At 68.7% G+C, this 18,360-nt stretch carries 19 protein-coding genes; 10 read left to right on the top strand and 9 right to left on the bottom strand.

What is annotated here, in order from left to right; translation table 11 throughout:
- Positions 1-40: 40 nt before the first annotated feature.
- Complete coding sequence (ltaE, locus tag AC3A3Q_RS04890) at positions 41-1,057, top strand: low-specificity L-threonine aldolase (protein WP_487585154.1); 1,017 nt, start codon at positions 41-43, stop codon at positions 1,055-1,057.
- A gap of 61 nt (positions 1,058-1,118) precedes the next feature.
- Here the strand turns inward: ltaE and AC3A3Q_RS04885 are convergent, their stop codons facing one another.
- Positions 1,119-2,555, bottom strand: a complete 1,437-nt coding sequence (locus tag AC3A3Q_RS04885) for a coniferyl aldehyde dehydrogenase (protein WP_487585153.1) — start codon at positions 2,553-2,555, stop codon at positions 1,119-1,121.
- A gap of 107 nt (positions 2,556-2,662) precedes the next feature.
- Between AC3A3Q_RS04885 and AC3A3Q_RS04880 the strand changes: the two genes are divergently transcribed.
- The 8 genes from AC3A3Q_RS04880 to AC3A3Q_RS04845 all read left to right on the top strand — a co-directional run bounded on the left by AC3A3Q_RS04880 (position 2,663) and on the right by AC3A3Q_RS04845 (position 10,695).
- Entirely contained in the window at positions 2,663-3,202 is a 540-nt protein-coding gene (locus AC3A3Q_RS04880) for a gamma carbonic anhydrase family protein (RefSeq protein WP_487585152.1), read from the top strand.
- 74 nt (positions 3,203-3,276) lie between these two features.
- Entirely contained in the window at positions 3,277-3,798 is a 522-nt protein-coding gene (locus AC3A3Q_RS04875; protein ID WP_487585151.1) for an RDD family protein, read from the top strand.
- Between the two features lie 27 nt (positions 3,799-3,825).
- A complete protein-coding gene (locus AC3A3Q_RS04870; protein ID WP_487585150.1) occupies positions 3,826-4,506 on the top strand; it encodes an RDD family protein in 681 nt (226 codons plus the stop codon).
- Position 4,507: 1 nt separating this feature from the next.
- The gene (locus AC3A3Q_RS04865) at positions 4,508-5,557 is read left to right on the top strand and encodes a stage II sporulation protein M (RefSeq protein ID WP_487585149.1); all 1,050 of its coding nucleotides are present in this window, start codon (positions 4,508-4,510) and stop codon (positions 5,555-5,557) included.
- Positions 5,554-7,179, top strand: coding sequence for a DUF4129 domain-containing protein (locus AC3A3Q_RS04860; protein ID WP_487585148.1), 1,626 nt, complete (start codon positions 5,554-5,556; stop codon positions 7,177-7,179). Before AC3A3Q_RS04865 ends, AC3A3Q_RS04860 begins: the two co-directional genes overlap by 4 nt.
- Positions 7,176-8,306: a DUF4350 domain-containing protein gene (locus AC3A3Q_RS04855; protein WP_487585147.1), complete on the top strand. Its 1,131-nt coding sequence runs from the start codon at positions 7,176-7,178 to the stop codon at positions 8,304-8,306. The genes AC3A3Q_RS04860 and AC3A3Q_RS04855 overlap by 4 nt, the downstream gene beginning before the upstream one ends.
- Positions 8,307-8,340: 34 nt before the next feature.
- Entirely contained in the window at positions 8,341-9,333 is a 993-nt protein-coding gene (locus AC3A3Q_RS04850; protein ID WP_487585146.1) for an AAA family ATPase, read from the top strand.
- Positions 9,334-9,360: 27 nt separating this feature from the next.
- Positions 9,361-10,695: a DUF58 domain-containing protein gene (locus tag AC3A3Q_RS04845; RefSeq protein ID WP_487585145.1), complete on the top strand. Its 1,335-nt coding sequence runs from the start codon at positions 9,361-9,363 to the stop codon at positions 10,693-10,695.
- 75 nt (positions 10,696-10,770) lie between these two features.
- Here AC3A3Q_RS04845 and AC3A3Q_RS04840 read toward each other — a convergent pair whose 3' ends face one another.
- The 4 genes from AC3A3Q_RS04840 to aroE all read right to left on the bottom strand — a co-directional run bounded on the left by AC3A3Q_RS04840 (position 10,771) and on the right by aroE (position 13,332).
- Positions 10,771-11,139: a hypothetical protein gene (locus AC3A3Q_RS04840; RefSeq protein WP_487585144.1), complete on the bottom strand. Its 369-nt coding sequence runs from the start codon at positions 11,137-11,139 to the stop codon at positions 10,771-10,773.
- A 137-nt stretch (positions 11,140-11,276) separates the two neighbouring features.
- The gene (locus AC3A3Q_RS04835) at positions 11,277-12,092 is read right to left on the bottom strand and encodes a carboxylesterase family protein (RefSeq protein ID WP_487585143.1); all 816 of its coding nucleotides are present in this window, start codon (positions 12,090-12,092) and stop codon (positions 11,277-11,279) included.
- A 118-nt stretch (positions 12,093-12,210) separates the two neighbouring features.
- Complete coding sequence (locus AC3A3Q_RS04830) at positions 12,211-12,465, bottom strand: YkgJ family cysteine cluster protein (RefSeq protein WP_487585142.1); 255 nt, start codon at positions 12,463-12,465, stop codon at positions 12,211-12,213.
- A gap of 24 nt (positions 12,466-12,489) precedes the next feature.
- Positions 12,490-13,332 (bottom strand): shikimate dehydrogenase, encoded by an 843-nt coding sequence (gene aroE / locus AC3A3Q_RS04825; RefSeq protein WP_487585509.1) that lies wholly within the window; start codon positions 13,330-13,332, stop codon positions 12,490-12,492.
- Positions 13,333-13,412: 80 nt separating this feature from the next.
- Between aroE and AC3A3Q_RS04820 the strand changes: the two genes are divergently transcribed.
- Positions 13,413-14,327 (top strand): TolB family protein, encoded by a 915-nt coding sequence (locus tag AC3A3Q_RS04820; RefSeq protein WP_487585141.1) that lies wholly within the window; start codon positions 13,413-13,415, stop codon positions 14,325-14,327.
- A gap of 11 nt (positions 14,328-14,338) precedes the next feature.
- Here AC3A3Q_RS04820 and hemB read toward each other — a convergent pair whose 3' ends face one another.
- From hemB to cysT, 4 genes are all read right to left on the bottom strand, one after another.
- Positions 14,339-15,331: a porphobilinogen synthase gene (gene hemB, locus AC3A3Q_RS04815; protein WP_487585140.1), complete on the bottom strand. Its 993-nt coding sequence runs from the start codon at positions 15,329-15,331 to the stop codon at positions 14,339-14,341.
- A gap of 73 nt (positions 15,332-15,404) precedes the next feature.
- Entirely contained in the window at positions 15,405-16,448 is a 1,044-nt protein-coding gene (locus tag AC3A3Q_RS04810; protein ID WP_487585508.1) for a sulfate/molybdate ABC transporter ATP-binding protein, read from the bottom strand.
- Between the two features lie 184 nt (positions 16,449-16,632).
- The gene (gene cysW / locus AC3A3Q_RS04805; protein WP_487585139.1) at positions 16,633-17,511 is read right to left on the bottom strand and encodes a sulfate ABC transporter permease subunit CysW; all 879 of its coding nucleotides are present in this window, start codon (positions 17,509-17,511) and stop codon (positions 16,633-16,635) included.
- Positions 17,483-18,355 carry a sulfate ABC transporter permease subunit CysT gene (gene cysT / locus AC3A3Q_RS04800; protein WP_487585138.1) on the bottom strand — a complete coding sequence of 291 codons (873 nt, stop codon included), beginning with the start codon at positions 18,353-18,355 and terminating at the stop codon, positions 17,483-17,485. Before cysT ends, cysW begins: the two co-directional genes overlap by 29 nt.
- Between the last annotated feature and the right edge of the window lie 5 nt (positions 18,356-18,360).

Here is an 18,360-nt window from a genome sequence, read left to right as displayed (position 1 = left end):
TACTCGGCGCCGAAACCACGATCACCTGCCACGACCCGCCATGAACTGGATCGACCTTCGCAGCGACACCGTCACCGAGCCCACCGATGCCATGCGCGAGGCGATGATGCGCGCGCCGGTCGGGGACGACGTCTACGGCGAGGACCCCACGGTCAACGCGCTGCAGCAGCGGCTGGCCGATGACCTCGGCTTCGCCGCCGGGCTGTTCGTGCCCAGCGGCACGCAGTCGAACCTGATCGGCTTGATGGCGCACTGCCAGCGTGGCGACGAGTACATCGTCGGCATGGATGCGCATACCTACAAGTACGAGGGCGGCGGTGCCGCGGTATTGGGCTCCATCCAGCCGCAGCCGGTGGTGCAGGCCGACGACGGCAGCCTGCCGCTGGACGTGGTCGAACGCGTGATCAAGCCGATCGACCCGCACTTCGCCCGCACGCGACTGCTGTGCCTGGAGAACACCTGGCACGGGCGGCCCTTGCCACTGGCGTACCTGGAGCAGGCACGCGCGCTGTGCGATCGGCGCGGGCTGGCGTTGCACCTGGACGGAGCGCGGATGTTCAATGCGGCCGTGGGACTGGGAGTTCCGGCGCGCGAGATCACGAAGCACTTCGACAGCGTCTCGGTGTGCTTGTCGAAGGGACTGGGTGCGCCGGTCGGTTCGGTACTGTTGGGCACGCAGGAGCTGATCAACACCGCCAAACGCTGGCGCAAGGTGGTCGGCGGTGGCATGCGGCAGGCGGGCATCCTGGCGGCCGCCGGAACGTACGCGCTGGATAACAACGTCGCGCGGCTTGCGGACGACCATGCCCGCGCGAAGCGGCTGGGCGAAGGGCTGGCCGGGCTAGCGGGGCTGCGCGTGGTCGCGCAGCACACCAACATGGTGTTCATCGATGTGCCGGTGGAGCGGCACGATGCGTTGCGCGGCGTGCTGAAGCAGGCGCGCGTGCGGGTGTCGATCGGCTACACGCCGGCGATACGGCTGGTGACGCATCTGGGTGTGGACGATGCGGGGGTGGAGCGGGTGGTTGAGGTGCTGCGGGGGTTTGCGGCGACCTGAGACCCCTCTCCCTCGGCGCTTTGCGCCTTTCCCTCTCCCGCAAGGGGAGAGGGCATGGCCCTTACTTCGCCAGCCACCGCACCATCTTGTCGATCGCGCCGCTGTACGGCGGCTTGAGCAGGTCGCTGGCGGCCATGCGGCGCTGGCGGAACACCGGCAGCAGCTTGCTGAAGGTGTCGAAGCCGGTGCGGCCGTGGATCGCGCCGATGCCGCTGGGGCCGATGCCGCCGAAAGGCAGGTCGTGCGCGCCGAAATGCAGCAGCGTGTCGTTGACGGTGACGCCGCCCGACAGCGTGTTGGCGAGGATCTTCTCGATGCTGGCGTTGTCATGGCTGAACGGGTACAGCGCCAGCGGGCGCTCGAGCGACTGCACCTGCGCGATCGCCTCGTCGAGCGTGCGGTAGCTGACTACCGGCAGGATCGGCCCGAAGATCTCATGGCGCATCACTTCCGCATCGCGCGGCGGATCCAGCACCAGGGTCGGCGGGAACAGCCGGTCCTGCGCATTGCGCACGCGCGCTGCGTCGTCGAGGTTCTGCGTCACCGGTTCGAGCACGGTCAGGCCGCGCGCGCGTGCATCGTCGACGTAGCCTCGCAGTCGCGCGAACTGGCCGTCGTTGATGATGCGGGTGTAGTCGGTCGGTGCATTGAAGTCGCCATAGCGGGAACGCAACTCGGCCTGCATTGCTTCGACGAATGCATCACGGCGTGCCGCATCGATCAGCACGTAGTCGACGCCGATGCAGGTCTGCCCGGCGTTGAACCACTTGCCGGTGGCGATGCGCGCGGCGGCGCGGTCGATCGGGTAGTCGGCGCAGACGATCGCCGGTGCCTTGCCGCCCAGTTCCAGCGTGACCGGCGTGAGGTTAGGCGCAGCGGCCGCCATCACCTTGCGCCCGACTGCGGTCGAGCCGGTGAACAGCAGATGGTCGAACGGCAGCCCGGCGAAGGCGGAGCCGACTTCCGGACCGCCCAGTGCAACGGCGACGCGGTCGGCCGGGAACACCTCCGACAACAGTTCGCGCATCCACATGCTGGTGCGCGGGGCGTGCTCGGAGGGCTTGAGGTAAACGTGGTTGCCGGCGGCGATTGCCGACACCAGCGGCACCAGGGCCAGGTTCACCGGGTAATTCCACGGCGACAGGATGCCGACCACGCCGACCGGTTCCGGACGGATCTGCGCACTTGCCGGCCAGAAGCGCCAGCCGACCGCGGCGCGACGCGGGCGCATCCAGCGGCGCAGGTGGCCCAGGGCGTGGTCGATCTCGGCCAGCACGATCATCGCTTCCGACAGCAGGTTCTCGTGTTGGCTGCGATGGCCGAAATCGGCGCGAATGGCCTCGTCCATGGAGGCGATGCGGGCACGGAACGCGTCACGCAGGCAAACCAGGTCGGCGCGTCGCTGGGCGTAGCCCGGCTTCTTCTTCTGCCAGGACTGGCTCAGGCGCTCGCGGGTGGCGGCCAGTTCGTCGAGGGGCGTGTCGGCGGTGATGTCCATACGGGTGAGTGTAGACCGCGCCGGGGTGGGCGGAGCAGGGCGTGGGCGGACATCAACACTGCCGCTTGTCCCCCCTTCCAGCTGGCCCCTCCCGCTAGAATCGGGCCATGACAATGCGCCCCTACCTCGACACGTTTCCCAGCCACGGCGACCGGGTCTACATCGACCCATCGGCCGTGGTCATCGGCGCGGTCACCATGGGCGACGACGTTTCGATCTGGCCGATGTGCGTGATCCGCGGCGACGTCAACAGCATCCACATCGGCGCGCGCACCAACATCCAGGACGGCACCATCGTCCATGTCACGCACGAAGGCCCGTTTACCCAACCGGGCGGCGTGCCGACCGTGATCGGCAACGACGTGACCGTCGGCCATGGCGCCATCCTGCACGCCTGCACCCTCGACGACTTCTGCCTGATCGGCATGGGCGCCCGGGTGCTCGACGGCGCCCGCGTGCACCGCTATGGTTTCGTGGGCGCCGGGGCAGTGATCGCACCGGGCAAGCAGGTCGGCGAGGGCGAGCTGTGGCTGGGTAACCCGGCCCGGCTGGTGCGCCGGCTGAGCGAGCGCGAGATCGAGCAGCTGCACTACAGCGCCCAGCACTATGTACGATTGAAGGACCGCTACCTCGGGATGGCAGGGTAGCGGCGCGGCAGGCCGCGGCAGGGGGTCGCGGGCACCGCATCCACAAGGACTTCCCGCAAGGGAATGGGGGATACATGGAAGGTTTCGAATACCGCAACCCGTATGCGGCGCCGACGGCGCAAGTGCAGCCCACCGCCGCCGAACGCTTTGACGACGAAATGGTCACCGCCGGGCGATTGCCGCGGCTGCTGGCCGCGCTGGTCGATGCCGGCGTGTCGCTGGTCATCGCCATTCCGGCCCTGATCGGCGTATTCCGCTTCAACCCGGCCACGCGCAGCATCGGCGAACTTGGCGGGTCACTGGTGCTGCTGAGCGTGGTCGGCTACATCGCGTTGTTCATCTACACGCTGATGCTGCTCAGCCGCGAGGGCCAGACGATCGGCAAGCGCACGATCGGCATCCGCATCGTCCGTACCGACGGCGAGCGCGCGAGCCTGGGTCGCCTGTTCTGGCTGCGCTATTTCGTGCCGGGCCTGATCGGCGCGGTCCCGTACCTGGGCTGGATCTTCAGCCTCGCCAACATACTGTGGATCTTCGGCGAGCAGCGCCGCTGCCTGCACGACCACATTGCCGACACGATGGTCGTCAACGCCTGATCTTCAGACTCTGGTCGCCGCCAGGTGATGCTCGACACGTACCGTGAAGTGGTGACGCCCGAAGGCGTCGCCCTTCACCTGCCTGCGGCCGGTCCGGTGCCGCGGGCGCTGGCATGGTTGCTGGACCTGATGATCCGGCTGGGCATCGTGCTGGCATCAACCATGGTGCTGGGCGTGCTCGGGCGCAGCGGCTTCGGCTTCTACGCGGTGCTGGTGTTCCTCGTTTACTGGTTCTACCCGGTGCTGTTCGAAGCGCTGTGGGACGGCCGCACGCCAGGCAAGCGCGCCCTCGGGTTGCGCGTGGTGGCCGGCAACGGCGCGCCGGTGGGCTGGCTGGCGGCGTTCACGCGCAACCTGTTGCGCGTGGTCGACATGCTGCCCATGGTCTACGCCGCGGGGCTCGTCAGCAGCCTGCTCGACCCTTGGGGCCGACGCATTGGCGACATGGTCGCCGGCACCCTGGTCGTGCACGAAACGCGCAAGCCGCCAGCGGTAGCGATGCCGGTCAACCTGGTGATGGCACCGCCGGTGCTGTTGCAGCCGTACGAACAGGCCGCGCTGGTGGCCTTTGCCGAGCGCGGGCCACGACTGACCCAGGCGCGCCAGGAAGAACTGGCCGAGTTCGCCACCCCGCTCACCGGCGCACGCGGCACGCTCGCGGTCACGCGCCTGTACGGCATCGCCAACTGGCTGCTGGGGCGACGCTGAGATGCGGCAGGAACATTTCATCCAGCGCCACCAGGCCGAATGGGTCTCGTTCGAGAAATGGCTCGACACACGCAGCGACAGCGCCCGCCAGGCGCGAATGTCGCGACGGCAATGGCAGGGCCTGCCCGACCATGAGATGCCGGCGCGCTACCGGCGCCTGTGCCAGCAGCTGGCGCTGGCGCGCCGACGCGGTTACAGCCCGCTGGTCACCGATCGACTGCAAGGCCTGATGCAGCGCGGTCATGGCCTGCTCTATCGCACGCCGCCACCGCGATGGCAGCGTGCAGTCGAATTCCTGCTGGCCGGGTTTCCGCGACTGGTGCGCGCCGAAGCCGGCTGCATGGCGGCGTCGGCGCTGTTGTTCTGGTTGCCGCTGCTGGTGGTGTTCGTGGCCATCCAGCTGACGCCGGAGCTGTCGTCGTCGCTGTTCGATCCGGCTCAGCTGATGCAGTTCGAGGCGATGTACAACCCGGACGACCCGGTGCGGAAACTCGGACGCGACAACGGCACCGACGTGGCGATGTTCGGCCACTACGTGTGGAACAACGTCAGCATCGGCTTCCGCACGTTTGCCAGCGGCCTGGTCGCCGGCATCGGCGCCGTGGTGGTGCTGATCGTCAACGGCGTCGTGATCGGCGGCGTCGCTGGCCACCTGCAGGCGGTTGGTCACGGCGACCCGTTCTGGCGCTTCGTCGCTGGCCATTCGGCGCCGGAACTCACGGCGATAGTCATAGCCGGCGGTGCCGGGTTGCGGCTGGGCTTGAACCTGGTCGCGCCAGGCCAGCGGCGGCGCATCGACGCGCTGGTCGATGGCGGCCGGCGCGGGGCGCTGCTGTGCCTGGGCGTGCTGGCGATGCTGGTGTTCGCGGCGTTCGTCGAAGCGTTCTGGTCGTCGATCGCGTGGATGCCGGCGTGGATCAAGTACAGCGTCGGCGGCGTGCTGTGGACGCTGACGTTCCTGTGGCTGGGGCTGGGCGGACGCAACCGCGACTTCGTTGAAGGCGACCTCGGCGGCAACAAGCTCGTGCGCCTGGACGCCAGCGCGCCATGAGGATCGAATCGCTGACCGTGGCATTGCGACCGCGCACCGCGTGGGAAGCGGTCGAGCTGGGCACCGCGCTCACGCGTCGCCACGCGGCGGCGATCTGGAAGCCATGGCTGGCGCTGACCCTGCCGATCCTGCTGGTGGTCAACGCGCTGGCGTGGGCCATCGATGAGGTGTGGCTGGCCGGCCTGTTGATGTGGTGGCTCAAGCCGGCATTCGATCGTGTCCCGTTGCATGTGCTTTCGCGCGCGGTGTTCGGCGAGGTGCCGACCATGCGCCAGACGCTGCAGGCGCAACGCAGCTGGGGCCTGCGCTGGTTGCTGCCGTACCTGACCTGGCGCCGCCTGAGTCCTGTTCGCTCGATGTACCTGCCCGTCGACCTGCTGGAGGGCAGCCGTGGAAGCGAAGCCGGCGCGCGCCGCCGCACGCTCGGGGCGCCTGCCTACGGCGTGGCCTCCTCGCTGACGCTGATCTGCGCCAGCTTCGAGGGCGCCCTCTTCCTCGGCATGCTCGGCGGGGCGATGCTGTTCGTGCCCAACGAGTACTTTTCGCAGTTCGGCAGCACCATGCTGGCGATCCTGCGCGAGATGCCCGACTGGCTGCGCCTGGTCTGCAACCTGCTGGCCTGGGCCGCGACCAGCCTGATCGAACCGTTCTATGTCGGCGCCGGCCTGGGCCTGTATCTCAACCGGCGCACCGAGATCGAAGCCTGGGATATCGAACTGGCGCTGCGTCGCCTCGGTGCGCGCCTGGCCAATGCCGGTGCGGCGGCGCTGCTGCTGGCATTCGCGTTCGCGGTCATGCCTGTGGCGTCGCACGCCCAGCAGGCCGATCAGCATTCGCGCGCGCAGCGGGTACAGGAGGAGGCGGCCCGCAGCGAAGTCGCACCCGATGTCGCCGGGAAGCCACGCGTCGGCAACAAGATCACGCGTGTCACGCCAGAGCAGATCTTCGGCCGCGCCCTCGTCGACGACGCCAGCCTGCGCAAGGCGGTCGCCAAGGCCTACACCGATCCGACCGTGAGCCCCACTCGCACAGTTGCCACTTGGAAAGCGCGCGATCCGAAGGCCAAAGACAAGGAAAAGCGCGACGACAACGACATGCGCTGGCTTGGCAACGCGGTGGCGCTGCTCAGCGAATTCGGCCTGTGGATCGTGCTTGGCGTGCTGGTTCTGGCCCTGGCGCTGACCGCGCCACGCTGGCTGGTCTGGTTCCGCGACGGCGTTGCCCGCGAGCCGCGCGAGTTGGATGGACTGCGTTTGTCCGATCTCGCCGAACCTGACTTGCCGTTGCCCGACGACGTCCCGGCGGTGGTGCGCAGGCTCTGGCGCGAAGGCCGGCAGCGCGAGGCGCTGGCGCTGCTGTACCGGGCCAGTGTCGAGGCGATGGTGGTGCGCACCGGAGCCACGCTGGTACCAGGCGCGACCGAGTCCGAATGCCTGCGCGCATCGCGCAAGCTCGCCCACACCGAGGACCGCGACGTCTTCGCCCAGGCGGTGCGCACCTGGCAGTACGCCGCCTACGCTCAGCGGTTCCCCGCAGGCGACGAGCTCGATGGCCTGATCGATGAGCTGGCGCGTCGCTTCGCCTGGGCGCCGGTCGCCGGACCGGCGGGAGTAGCGGCATGAGCCGGCACAACGTGCGGGTCGCCGTCATCGTCGTCGTGGTGCTGGGCCTGCTCGCGCTCGCGGTGACCTGGTGGTTGCGCAACTACGAGCGAGTCGAGGAAACGGTGCCTCTGCCGCGCACCGGCGAAGCGCGCAGCAATCCGCTGTACGTCCTGAAGCTTGCCCTCATTGCCGATGGCGTGAAGGCGCAGGCGCGTCCGAATCTGCAGCGCGGCAAGCATCCCCTGGGCGAGCGCGACACCGTGTTGCTGTACCGCGACCCGCGCACGCTCAGCCGAGACGAAGGCCGCGAGCTGCTCGACTGGGTGGCGCGCGGCGGGCATTTGCTTGTGCGCACACCGCCGCCGGGCCCGTTCGCCGCCGGCACCGTCGTGCCCGTGCTGACCCAGCTCGATGTCATCCCGGCCACCACGCCGAGCAAGTGCACCGGCTGGGACGTGCGCGGCGAAAACCCGCACGTGGAGTTTTGCCGGAGCCGCCGCGCGCAGTTGCTGGGCACTGCCGGCGAGCTCGCGCTGGGCTGGGCCGACAGCAGCGGCAATGTCTACATGCGGCTCGTGCATGGCCGGGGTTACGTCGACGTCCTTTCCGACTTCGACTTCCTCGACAACGATTCGCTCAAGGACGGCCCGCACATCGCGCTGACGCGCCAGCTGCTGGCGCCGAACTATCGCGCCGGCACCGTGCACCTTATCTACGCCGCCGACATGCCGTCGTTCTGGTGGACGCTGCTGTTCGACAGCTGGATGGCCTGGCTGCCGCTGCTGCTGGCACTGCTTGCCTGGCTGTGGCTGCGCGCGCAGCGCTTCGGTCCGCAGTTGCCGGCGCCGGCCAGTGAACGCCGCTCGCTGCTCGAGCACGTCGTCGCCAGCGGCGAGCATGTCTACCGTTATGGCTACGCCCACCTCCTGCATGAAGCCGTGCGCAACGCCTTCCTTGCGCGCTTGCGCCGCCGCGACCCGCAGGCCGCCGCGCTCGGCGGCGAAGCGCAGGTGGTGATGCTGTCGGAACGCTTCAGCGTCCCGGCTGCCGAGATCCGCGACGCCCTGTCCACGCCCACCGCACGCGACCACGCCGCGTTCCGCAGCCGCATCGCCACCCTGGTGCGCCTGAGGAACCAGCTGTGACCGCCCAGATAGAACACTCACACGAGTCCACGCCATGAACGCCGACACCATCCAGCCACTAGTCCCGATCACCGGTGCCGCGCTGGCCGAACGCGCCGCCGAGGTGCGCGAGCAGGTCGGCAAGGCCTTCATCGGCCAGGCCGACGTGCTCGACCAGATACTGATCGCGCTGCTCGCCGGCGGCCATGTTCTGATCGAGGGCGTGCCCGGCCTGGGCAAGACGCTGCTGGTGCGCGCGCTGTCGCGGGCGCTGGACTGCACTTACGCACGCGTGCAGTTCACCCCTGACCTGATGCCCAGCGACATCAGTGGCCACGCGGTGTGGAACCCCAAGAGCGAGACCTTCAACATCCGCCGCGGCCCGGTGTTCACCAACCTGCTGCTGGCCGACGAGATCAACCGCGCCCCGGCCAAGACCCAGTCGGCACTGCTGGAGGCGATGGCCGAACTGCAGGTGACCATCGAAGGCCACAGTTTCCAGCTGTCGCCGCCGTTCCTGACCCTGGCCACGCAGAACCCGGTCGAACAGGAAGGCACCTATCCGTTGCCGGAAGCGCAGCTCGACCGCTTCCTGCTGAAAATCCTGATCGGCTATCCCTCGCGCGCCGACGAGAAGCGCATGGTCGCCGCGGTCAGCCAGGGCCGCAGTGCGTCCGACTTCGACCTGTCGCAGGTGCAGCGCGTGCTCGGCCCGCAGGACATCGCGGCGATGCAGGCAGGCACGGCGCTGACGACGGTCGACGACGCGGTGATCGATTACGCGGTGCGGATAGTGGCTGCCACCCGCGACTGGGCCGGCATCGCGCTCGGTGCCGGTCCGCGCGGCAGCCTCGCCCTGGTGCGCGCGGCACGTGCACAGGCGGTGCTCGCCGGCCGCGATTTCGTCACGCCCGACGACATCCGCGAGATCGCCAAGCCCGCGCTGCGCCATCGCATCGCGCTGGCACCGGAACTGCAGATCGAAGGCCAGTCGCCGGACGACGTGCTGCACGCGCTGCTGTCGAAGGTGGAGGCACCGCGCAAGTGATGATGCGCACGACCAGGCGTGAGCGACATGGCTGACGACGTCGCCGTGCGCCGCTCGCTGCCACGCCCCGCACCAGCGATGCTGTGGCTGCTGATGCTGTGGGCGGGGCTTGGCGTCGTGGTCGCGTTCAAGCTTGCGCCGCTGCAGGCGTGGTCCGCGGCCGGGCTGGGGTTGCTGCTGCTGGTCCTGTTCGACGCCGCGCGGCTGCTGCAGCGACCCACGCCGCGCGTGCAGCGCAGGATTCCCGATACCTGGCCGATCGGCATCGAGCGCCCGGTCACCCTGGACCTGGAAAGCGACGCGCATCGCCAGCGCCTGGACGTGTTCGATCTGCACCCCGGCGGCTGGCGCATGCACGGACTGCCGCGTCGCCTGCAGTTGCGCCCCGGCGAAGCGGCCTCGTTTGACTACCACCTGTGCGCCAGTGCGCGTGGTGACTTCCGCTTCGAGGGCGTGCAACTGCGCCTGCACTCGCCGCTGCGGCTGTGGTGGCACTCGCGGGTGGCAGGAGTGGAACAGGCGGTACGCGTGTTTCCGAACTTTGCGCCGCTCGCGCGCTTTGCGATGTTCAGTGCCGACCAGGCATCGCGCCTGGTCGGCGCGCACCTGCGCCGGCGTCGCGGCGAAGGCACCGACTTCCACCAGATGCGCGAGTACCGCATCGGCGACAGCATGCGCCAGATCGACTGGAAGGCGACCGCGCGTGCCCGACGCCTGATCTCGCGCGAGTACCAGGACGAGAAGAACCAGCAGCTGGTGCTGCTGCTCGACACCGGCCGCCGCCTGCTGGCACGCGACGGCGAGATGGCCCATTTCGACCACGTGCTGGATGCCTCGCTGGTGGTCGCCTACCTGGCGCTGCGCCAGGGCGATGCGGTCGGGCTGCTCGCCAGCGGCGGCGCCAGCTGCTGGGTGCCACCGCGCCGCGGTGTCGGCGCCATCGACGAGTTGCTGCGCGCCAGCTATGCGTTGCAGCCGCAGCCGGTGGCCACCGACTTCCTCGCCGCGGCCACCGAACTGTCACTGCGCCAGCGCCGCCGTTCGCTGGTGATGATGGTGACCAACCTGCGCGACGAGGACATGGACGACGTGCTCGCCGCCGTGCAGATGCTGCGCAAGCGGCATCTGGTCTGCGTGGCGAGCCTGCGCGAAGGATCGCTCGACAGCGCCCTGGGCGAGACCGTGCAGGACCTGTCGCAGGCGATCCGCGCCGGTGCCACCGCGCAATACCTAGAGCAGCGCAATGCCGCGCACGAGGCGCTGCGCAATCACGGCGTGATGGTGCTGGACGTGGCCTGCGACAAACTCGCCGCGTCACTGGTGGAGAAGTACCTGTCAGTCAAGCGCGACGGCTTGCTTTAAAACGGGGTCAGAGTGCTAAAACGGAGAGAGCGGGCGATGAGTCGACCCGCTCCCTCGTGACTTGCCTCTTCGGGCTCACGCCGCCTCGTGCTGACTCTGCGGCCAGCCATCGGCCAGCGATTCCGACAGACGCTTCTCCGGCACCCACTCGCCAAGCGAATACTTGATGATGTAGATGCCCATGACGGTGCCGATCGGAATCACCAGCATCGTCACCGCGCCCAGCACCAACGATGCGGTACGTGCTCGGCACGCATCGACACTGCCTGCAATCGCGAAGTGTGCGGCCGCAAGAATGGCCAACGGCGCGGCGATCATCGCGATCACCATGAGCGGATTGTTGCTGACTGCTGCGTAGATGAAGATCGCCGCGATCACCATGACGACGCAGTAGATACCCGCGATCATCCGGTGTGCGTGTGCTGCCTTGACGTGACTTGCCATGCCTTCCCCCTGAGATAGTCCCCACTACCCAAAGCCCGGCTGGTCCGATGTTTCCCCACCCGGTCCCCGCAGGCAGCCTATGGCAGTTCGGGCGGGGCGGCAAACACGCGCCGGGACAGCACTGGCGCACTCCCTGTTCAGCGTCGGCGGCGGGAGAACAACCAGTCGCGCCACCAGTCGCCCGGATAGATGTCGGCCGGCAAGCGGTGATCGAGCCCTTCGTACTCGCGCAGGCGGACCTTGTGACCACCTTTCGCCCGGATCGCGGCGACGAGGCGGCGGTCGGCGTCGATCGGGTTCTCGGTGTCGGCGTTGCCATGGATAACCCACGCGGGCATGCCGGCCAGCGCTGATGCCGACTCGTCGGCCGGGGCGATGCCGGACACCGGCACGATCGCGGCGAACAGCTGCGGCCGCGCGGCCGCGGCGAGCCAGGTGGCCGAGCCGCCCATCGAGAAGCCCACTGCATAGATGCGCTGGCGGTCGACCGGATGCCGGGAGGCAAAGTCCTCGACCAGGTCGAGTGCCGTCGACAGCGATGGCGACGCGACCGCCGATTGCGGATGCGTCGGCGAATCGTAGTTGGCGCTGCGCTCCTCGAATTGCGGCACCAGCACGTAGGCGCGATAGCGGCGGCGCACGTCGGGCATCGCCCAGCTCAACGGCAGGCGCTCGATCTGCGCGGCGTTGTCGCTGCCGATGCCGCCTGAGGAGTGAAGTTGCAGCACGAGCGGATAACGCTGACCCGGCCTGGGATCGAGCGGCGGCAGCAGCCGGTAGCGGATACGCGTGCCATCGCCGGCGAGGAACTCGCCTTGCTCGAAGTCCCCGGCATTGGCCGCAGCCAGCGTGCCGCGATCGATGGCGCCGACATTGCGGATCAGTTCGTCGCCGTTGCCGGCGTGGGACGTAAAGGGGAGTAGCGAGAGCAACAGCGCGGCGAGGAGCTTCATGGGATTCGGGGCGGCGAGGAAGCCATAGCGTAGCCGCTGCCCATGTGGGAGCGAGCTTGCTCGCGAAGAATTTGACTGTGGCCGACCGCCCGTTCGCGAGCGAGCTCGCTCCTACAGTTCAGGGGCGCGTCAATCGCTCCAGCTCCGCCAGCTCCGCCATCGCCTCGTCGCGATCGCTGCCGCACATGTCCTGCGTCGGGCGCAGCGACGCGCAGAACGCCGGACGCTCCGGTCGGCCAAACAGCCGGCAGCGCAGCTCGTCATCGAGTTGCACGCACGGCATCCCCGCCGGCTTGCCGTGCGGCATGCCGGGAATGGGCGAGGTGATCGAAGGCGCGATGCAGCACGCGCCGCAGTGGGCGCGGCAATCCATCTGTTGAACCGTATGTCGTCGCGATCAGTCCGCGGTGACCAGCACCGCGCGATGCTCGCGCAGGAACTCGAAGCACGGGTCGGTATCGGGCCGCACGCCGTGCCAGCGCTGGAAGCTTTCGGCGGCCTGCTCGACCAGCATGCCCAGGCCATCGATGCGATCGTGCGCGCCGGCTGCATGGGCCCAGGCCAGGAAGGGAATCGCGACCTCGCCGTAGCTCAGGTCCACCGCCGCCGTGCGCGGGCCGGCCAGTGCGACGGGCAGCGTCGGCAGGGCGGCATCGCGCGCGGCCGAGGTGGCATTGATGATCAGGTCGAACATGCCCAGCGAATTGACGTCGCTGAAATAGCGCGGGTGCACGCGACCGGGCTGGGCCAGCACGTCGGCCAGCGCGTCGGCGCGCTCGGGCGTGCGGTTGATGATGAAGAGGTCGCCAATGCCGGCGTCGAGCAGGGCCGGTGCCACGCCACGCGCGGCGCCACCGGCGCCGAGCAGCAGGGTGCGGCGCGAACGCAGGTCCAGGCCGTGACGCTCGGTGAGGTCGCGGACCAGGCCGACGCCGTCGGTGTTGTCGCCTTCCCAGCCGGTGGCGGAGCGGATCAGCGTGTTGACCGCGCCGGCGCGGCGCGCGCGCTCGGTCAGCGTGGTGCAACTGGCCGCGGCGCGGGTCTTGTGCGGCAGGGTGACGTTGGCGCCCAGGCCGCCCTCGGCCGCGAATTCCGCCAGCAGCGCGTCGAAGTGCTCCGGCGCGGCGTCGAGCGCTATGTATTCCAGCGCGATGCCGGTCTGCTTGCCGAATGCCGCATGGATCTTCGGAGACAGCGAGTGCGCCACCGGATGGCCGATGACCGCGAAGCGCTTGACGATGGCGGGATTTGCGACAGAGGCGAAATTGGACACGGGCACCCTCGCTTAGACTTGCGGCCACAGACACAGGAGAACGTTCCATGCGACGTGCAGCGGCCTTGCAGGGCTTGAGTCTACTCCCCGCCTTGGCGCTGGGCGCCTGGTTCATGTCCGGTCCGGCGGCGGCCTTCCTGTCCGAATTCGGTATCGAAGGCATGGGCGTGGTATCGACCAAAGCCAGCGAAGTGCGTGCAAGCGTCAGCCCGGACGGCAAGCGTATCGTCTGGGGCAGCACGGACCGTGAAGGCGGGCCCGGTGGCCGCGACCTGTGGCAGGCGACACTGAAGGACGGCCGCTGGCAGGCCGCTACGCCGCTGCCGATCAATTCAGCCTCCAAGGACTACGACCCGCTGTTCAGCGCCGATGGCCGCTGGCTGTACTTCTTCTCCGATCGCCCCGGCGGCGCGGGCGGCGACGATCTGTACCGGGCCGCAGTGCTGGCCGGTGGTGGCTACGGCAAGCCGGAGAACCTTGGCCCCGGCGTCAACACGCGCGGCAACGAATGGGCGCCGACCCCCAGTCGCGACGGTCGCCACCTGCTGTTCGCCAGCGACGGCCGCGGCGGCGCCGGCCGCCAGGACCTGTTCGTGGCGCGCTGGGACGGCAATGCGTTCAGCGATGCGAAGCCGTTGCCGGGCGTGAATACTTCCGGCGACGAACTCGACCCGGCATGGCTCGGCGATGGCGAGGCGATCGTCTTCACCCGTTCGAAGAACGTGAACGACCAGCCGGTCCGTCTGTTTGTCGCCCAGTGCGACGGCAAGCGTTACGGCGACGCGGAGCCGCTCAAGCTCTCGTTCAACACCGAAGATGGCATCACCTTCGGCCCGGCATTGGACTGGAACAAGCCAGGCGAGCTGCTGGTGACCGGCACGGCCAAGTCGCCGAAGGCGGGCAAGTACGACATCTACCGGATGAAGGCCCCGGCGGTTACGGGGAAAACGGGCTGTTTCTAGGGGCCAATTGCTCAGCCCATCTCGCGCAACCAGCGCGCCGCATCCAGTGCGTAATACGTCAGCACGCCATCGGCCCCTGCGCGCTTGAACGCGAGCAGCGCTTCCAGTGCCGTCGCGCGCTCATCGAGCCAGCCGTTCTGCGCGGCCGCCTTCAACATCGCGTACTCGCCGCTGACCTGGTAGACGTAGGTCGGCACGCGGAACTCATCCTTCACCCGACGCACGATGTCCAGGTACGGCATGCCCGGCTTGACCATGACCATGTCGGCACCTTCGGCCAGGTCGAGCGCGACTTCCTGCAGCGCTTCGTCGGCGTTGGCCGGGTCCATCTGGTAGGTGTACTTGTTGCCCTTGCCCAGCGCCGCGGCCGAGCCGACCGCGCTGCGGAACGGGCCGTAGAACGCGCTCGCATACTTCGCGCTGTAGGCGAGGATGCGGGTGTTGACCAGGCCAGCTTCTTCCAGCGCACCGCGCACCGCGCCGATGCGGCCGTCCATCATGTCGCTCGGTGCGACCACGTCGGCACCGGCCTGCGCGTGCGACAGCGCCTGCTTCACCAGTGCGTCGACGGTCTGGTCGTTCAGGATGTAGCCGCTGTCGTCGATCAGGCCGTCCTGGCCGTGGGTGGTGTAGGGGTCGAGGGCGACGTCGGTGATCACGCCCAGTTCCGGGAAGCGCTGCTTGAGCGCGCGCACCGCGCGCTGGACGACGCCGTCCTCGCTCCAGGCGATCGCGCCGTCGGCGGTCTTGCCGTCGGACGGCACGCCGAACAGCGTGATCGCGGGGATGCGCAGTTCGACGGCGACTTCGGCTTCGCGCAGCAGTTCGTCGATCGACAGGCGCGAGACGCCGGGCATCGAGGCGACCGGCTCGCGGCCGTCGCGTTCGTGCACGAACACCGGGTAGATCAGGTCGTTGGTGGTCAGGACCGACTCGCGCATCAGGCGGCGCGAGAACTCATCGCGGCGCATCCGCCGCGGGCGTACGTAGGGGTAGCTGCTCATGGCGCGGCATTGTACGCCCCGGGGAAGGGGCGTCCGGTGCGGGATCTGGTGGAATCCGTGCTCCCTGCCAGGCTCAGGCAGCAAACACCCGGTACCGAAGCGGCTCCAGCCCGATCGTGCTGCCCGGCGCCGGCGTGGTCACGCCCGGCGAGGCGACGAAATCCAGCTCCAGTGGCCGCGATTGCCCCTCCACCGCCAGCTCCAGGGTGATGCGGTCGGCCAGGCGGTGGGCGGCGATGACGAGCGCGGCGATGCCGGCTTCCGGCGTGGCCGGGGCGATGTCGTGCGGCCGCGCGTACAGCCGCGCCGGGCCATCGGCGACGCCCTGCGCAGGCAGCGCAATGGCATGGCCGGCGATGCGGAACTGGCCCTGGTCGACGCGTCCTTCGAACACGTTGGCGCGGCCGATGAAATCGAAGACGTAGTCCGATGCCGGTGCGCTGTAGATCTCGTCGGGCGTGCCGACCTGCTCGATGCGGCCATCGCGCAGCACCACGATCCTGTCGGCCAGCTCGAGCGCTTCCTCCTGGTCGTGGGTGACGAACAGCGTGGTCTGGCCCGTGCGCTCGTGCAGCTGGCGCAGCCAGCGTCGCAGTTCGACGCGCACCTTGGCATCGAGCGCGCCGAACGGTTCATCGAGCAGCAGCACGGTCGGATCGATCGCCAACGCGCGTGCCAAAGCCACGCGCTGCTTCTGACCGCCCGACAACTGTTCCGGGTAACGCCCGCCGAATTCCGGCAGCTGGATCAGGCCCAGGAGTTCCTCGACGCGACGCGCGATCGTCGCCTTGTCCGGCCGACGCTTGCGCGGACGGCTGCACAGGCCGAAGGCGATGTTCTCGGCCACCGTCATGTGCTTGAACAACGCGTAGTGCTGGAACACGAAGCCGACATTGCGCTCGCGCAGGCTCAGGCGCGTGGCATCGTCCTGGCCGAACAGCACACGGCCTTCGTCCGGATGCAGCAGGCCCGCGATCACGCGCAACAGCGTGGTCTTGCCCGAGCCCGACGGGCCCAGCAGCGCCACCAGCTCGCCCGCGGCCACGTCGAGGTCGACCCGATCGAGCGCGGCAACGCCGGAGTAGCGCTTTCCAAGCTGGCGGATGTGCAGGTCCATGCCGCTCCGTGCCGGGTGGGGCCGGCGGGTGGGTGGGGCGGACACGAGCGTGGCAGAGTCCGCGGCCGCGGTCACCTGCAAGGCCGGCGCGGGACCGCGCCGCCAGCCGGTGCCGGGGGCGCCGATGTCGACGGCATCGATCACAGGGGGTTCGGACACGTGGGCCTCGGTCGCGCGGGCGCGGTCAATGTCGACGATGGGATTGCGCAAGGGCGTCGCCATGGCGTGCCTCCAGCCAGAACTTCAGGACAAGGGTGATCAGGGCCAGTCCGGCCAGCAGAGACGCGGCGGCGAACGCCGCGGTGCTGTCGAACTCGTTGTAGAGGATCTCGATATGCAGCGGAAGCGTGTTGGTCAGCCCGCGGATGTGGCCCGACACCACCGACACCGCGCCGAACTCGCCCATCGCCCGCGCCGCGCACAGCAGCACGCCGTACAGCAGGCCCCATTTGATGTTGGGCAGGGTGACCCGGCGGAACATGGTCCAGCTGCCGGCGCCCAGCGAGCGCGCGGCCAGTTCCTCGTCCGCGCCCTGCTGCTGCATCAGCGGGATCAGCTCGCGCACGACGAACGGGAAGGTGATGAACAACGTCGCCAGGACGATGCCGGGGCGCGCGAACAGGATCTTGATGTCGTGCTCCTGCAACAGTTCGGCAAACCAGCCCTGTGAACCGAACAGCAGCACCAGGCACAGGCCCGCCACCACCGGCGACACCGCGAACGGCAGGTCGATCAGCGACAGCAGCAACTGCTTGCCACGAAACTCGAAGCGCGTGACGGCCCAGGCGGTGAGCATGCCGAACACGGCGTTGACCGGAACGACGATTGCAACGGTGAACAGGGTCAGCTTCAACGCCGACAACGCATCGGGTTCGGTCAACGAAGCGAACCAGACGCCGATACCCTTGGCGAACGCCGCGCCGAGCACCATCAGCAGCGGCATCACCACCAATGCGGCCATCACCAGAACGGCCAGGACGATCAGCGTCCAGCGCAACCATGCCGGTTCCTGGAGATCGTTGCGGGGGCGGCTGCTACTCACGACGCCGGCTCCTCTTCTCATGTGCGAACAACGACGGGATCGCATTGATCGCCAGCAGGCACACGAACGACGCCGCAAGCAGCAGCGCCGCTATGGCGACTGCGCCGGGATAGTCGTATTCCTCCAGGCGGATGGTGATCAGCAGCGGCGCGATCTCGGTCTTGTAGGGCAGGTTGCCGGCGATGAAGATCACCGAGCCGTACTCGCCCAGTGCGCGCGCGAACGCCAGCGAGAAGCCGGTCAGCAGTGCCGGAAGCAACTCCGGCAGCACCACGCGGCGCAGCGTGGTCACGCGTGAAGCGCCCAGCGATGCGGCTGCCTCTTCCTGTTCGTGCCCAAGGGCTTCGAGCACCGGCTGCACCGTGCGCACCGCGAATGGCAGGCCGATGAACACCAGCGCGATCACGATGCCGATTGGGGTATAGGCGATCTTGATGCCCAGCGGTTCGAGCCAGCGGCCGACCCAGCCGTTGGCCGAATAGATCGCCGTCAGCGCGATGCCGGCAACGGCGGTCGGCAACGCGAACGGCAGGTCGACCAGCGCATCGAGCAGGCGCCGGCCCGGGAAGCGGTAGCGCACGATCACCCACGCCACCAGCGCACCAGCGAACGAAGCCGCCACCGCGGCGACGAATGCCGCGCCGAAGCTCAGCTTCAATGACGCCTGCACGCGCGGGTCCTGGATCGCGCGCAGCCAGCCGTCGAGGCCGAGCCCCGCGGCGCGGATCGCCAGCGCCGCCAGTGGCAGCAGAACGACCACGCTCAGCCATGCAAGCCCCAGTCCCAGGCTCAGGCCAAAGCCTGGCAACGGCTGGCGAAAGCGCGGGATCTTCAGGCGGGGGAGGGAGAGGGCGTGGCTAGACATTCCAC

This window comes from Lysobacter sp. Soil_C_59 (assembly GCF_057656415.1).
The sequence above is the reverse complement of the archived record's forward strand: the minus strand, read 5'-3'. Positions and strand labels throughout refer to the sequence as shown.

Bases quoted from the DNA above. Each gene is read 5' to 3' on its own strand.
- ltaE (WP_487585154.1), top strand. From the start codon at position 41: ATGAACTGGATCGACCTTCGCAGCGACACCGTCACCGAGCCCACCGAT.
- AC3A3Q_RS04885 (WP_487585153.1), bottom strand. From the start codon at position 2,555: ATGGACATCACCGCCGACACGCCCCTCGACGAACTGGCCGCCACCCGC.
- AC3A3Q_RS04880 (WP_487585152.1), top strand. From the start codon at position 2,663: ATGACAATGCGCCCCTACCTCGACACGTTTCCCAGCCACGGCGACCGG.
- AC3A3Q_RS04875 (WP_487585151.1), top strand. From the start codon at position 3,277: ATGGAAGGTTTCGAATACCGCAACCCGTATGCGGCGCCGACGGCGCAA.
- AC3A3Q_RS04870 (WP_487585150.1), top strand. From the start codon at position 3,826: ATGCTCGACACGTACCGTGAAGTGGTGACGCCCGAAGGCGTCGCCCTT.
- AC3A3Q_RS04865 (WP_487585149.1), top strand. From the start codon at position 4,508: ATGCGGCAGGAACATTTCATCCAGCGCCACCAGGCCGAATGGGTCTCG.
- AC3A3Q_RS04860 (WP_487585148.1), top strand. From the start codon at position 5,554: ATGAGGATCGAATCGCTGACCGTGGCATTGCGACCGCGCACCGCGTGG.
- AC3A3Q_RS04855 (WP_487585147.1), top strand. From the start codon at position 7,176: ATGAGCCGGCACAACGTGCGGGTCGCCGTCATCGTCGTCGTGGTGCTG.
- AC3A3Q_RS04850 (WP_487585146.1), top strand. From the start codon at position 8,341: ATGAACGCCGACACCATCCAGCCACTAGTCCCGATCACCGGTGCCGCG.
- AC3A3Q_RS04845 (WP_487585145.1), top strand. From the start codon at position 9,361: ATGGCTGACGACGTCGCCGTGCGCCGCTCGCTGCCACGCCCCGCACCA.
- AC3A3Q_RS04840 (WP_487585144.1), bottom strand. From the start codon at position 11,139: ATGGCAAGTCACGTCAAGGCAGCACACGCACACCGGATGATCGCGGGT.
- AC3A3Q_RS04835 (WP_487585143.1), bottom strand. From the start codon at position 12,092: ATGAAGCTCCTCGCCGCGCTGTTGCTCTCGCTACTCCCCTTTACGTCC.
- AC3A3Q_RS04830 (WP_487585142.1), bottom strand. From the start codon at position 12,465: ATGGATTGCCGCGCCCACTGCGGCGCGTGCTGCATCGCGCCTTCGATC.
- AC3A3Q_RS04820 (WP_487585141.1), top strand. From the start codon at position 13,413: ATGCGACGTGCAGCGGCCTTGCAGGGCTTGAGTCTACTCCCCGCCTTG.
- hemB (WP_487585140.1), bottom strand. From the start codon at position 15,331: ATGAGCAGCTACCCCTACGTACGCCCGCGGCGGATGCGCCGCGATGAG.
- AC3A3Q_RS04810 (WP_487585508.1), bottom strand. From the start codon at position 16,448: ATGGACCTGCACATCCGCCAGCTTGGAAAGCGCTACTCCGGCGTTGCC.
- cysW (WP_487585139.1), bottom strand. From the start codon at position 17,511: ATGAGAAGAGGAGCCGGCGTCGTGAGTAGCAGCCGCCCCCGCAACGAT.
- cysT (WP_487585138.1), bottom strand. From the start codon at position 18,355: ATGTCTAGCCACGCCCTCTCCCTCCCCCGCCTGAAGATCCCGCGCTTT.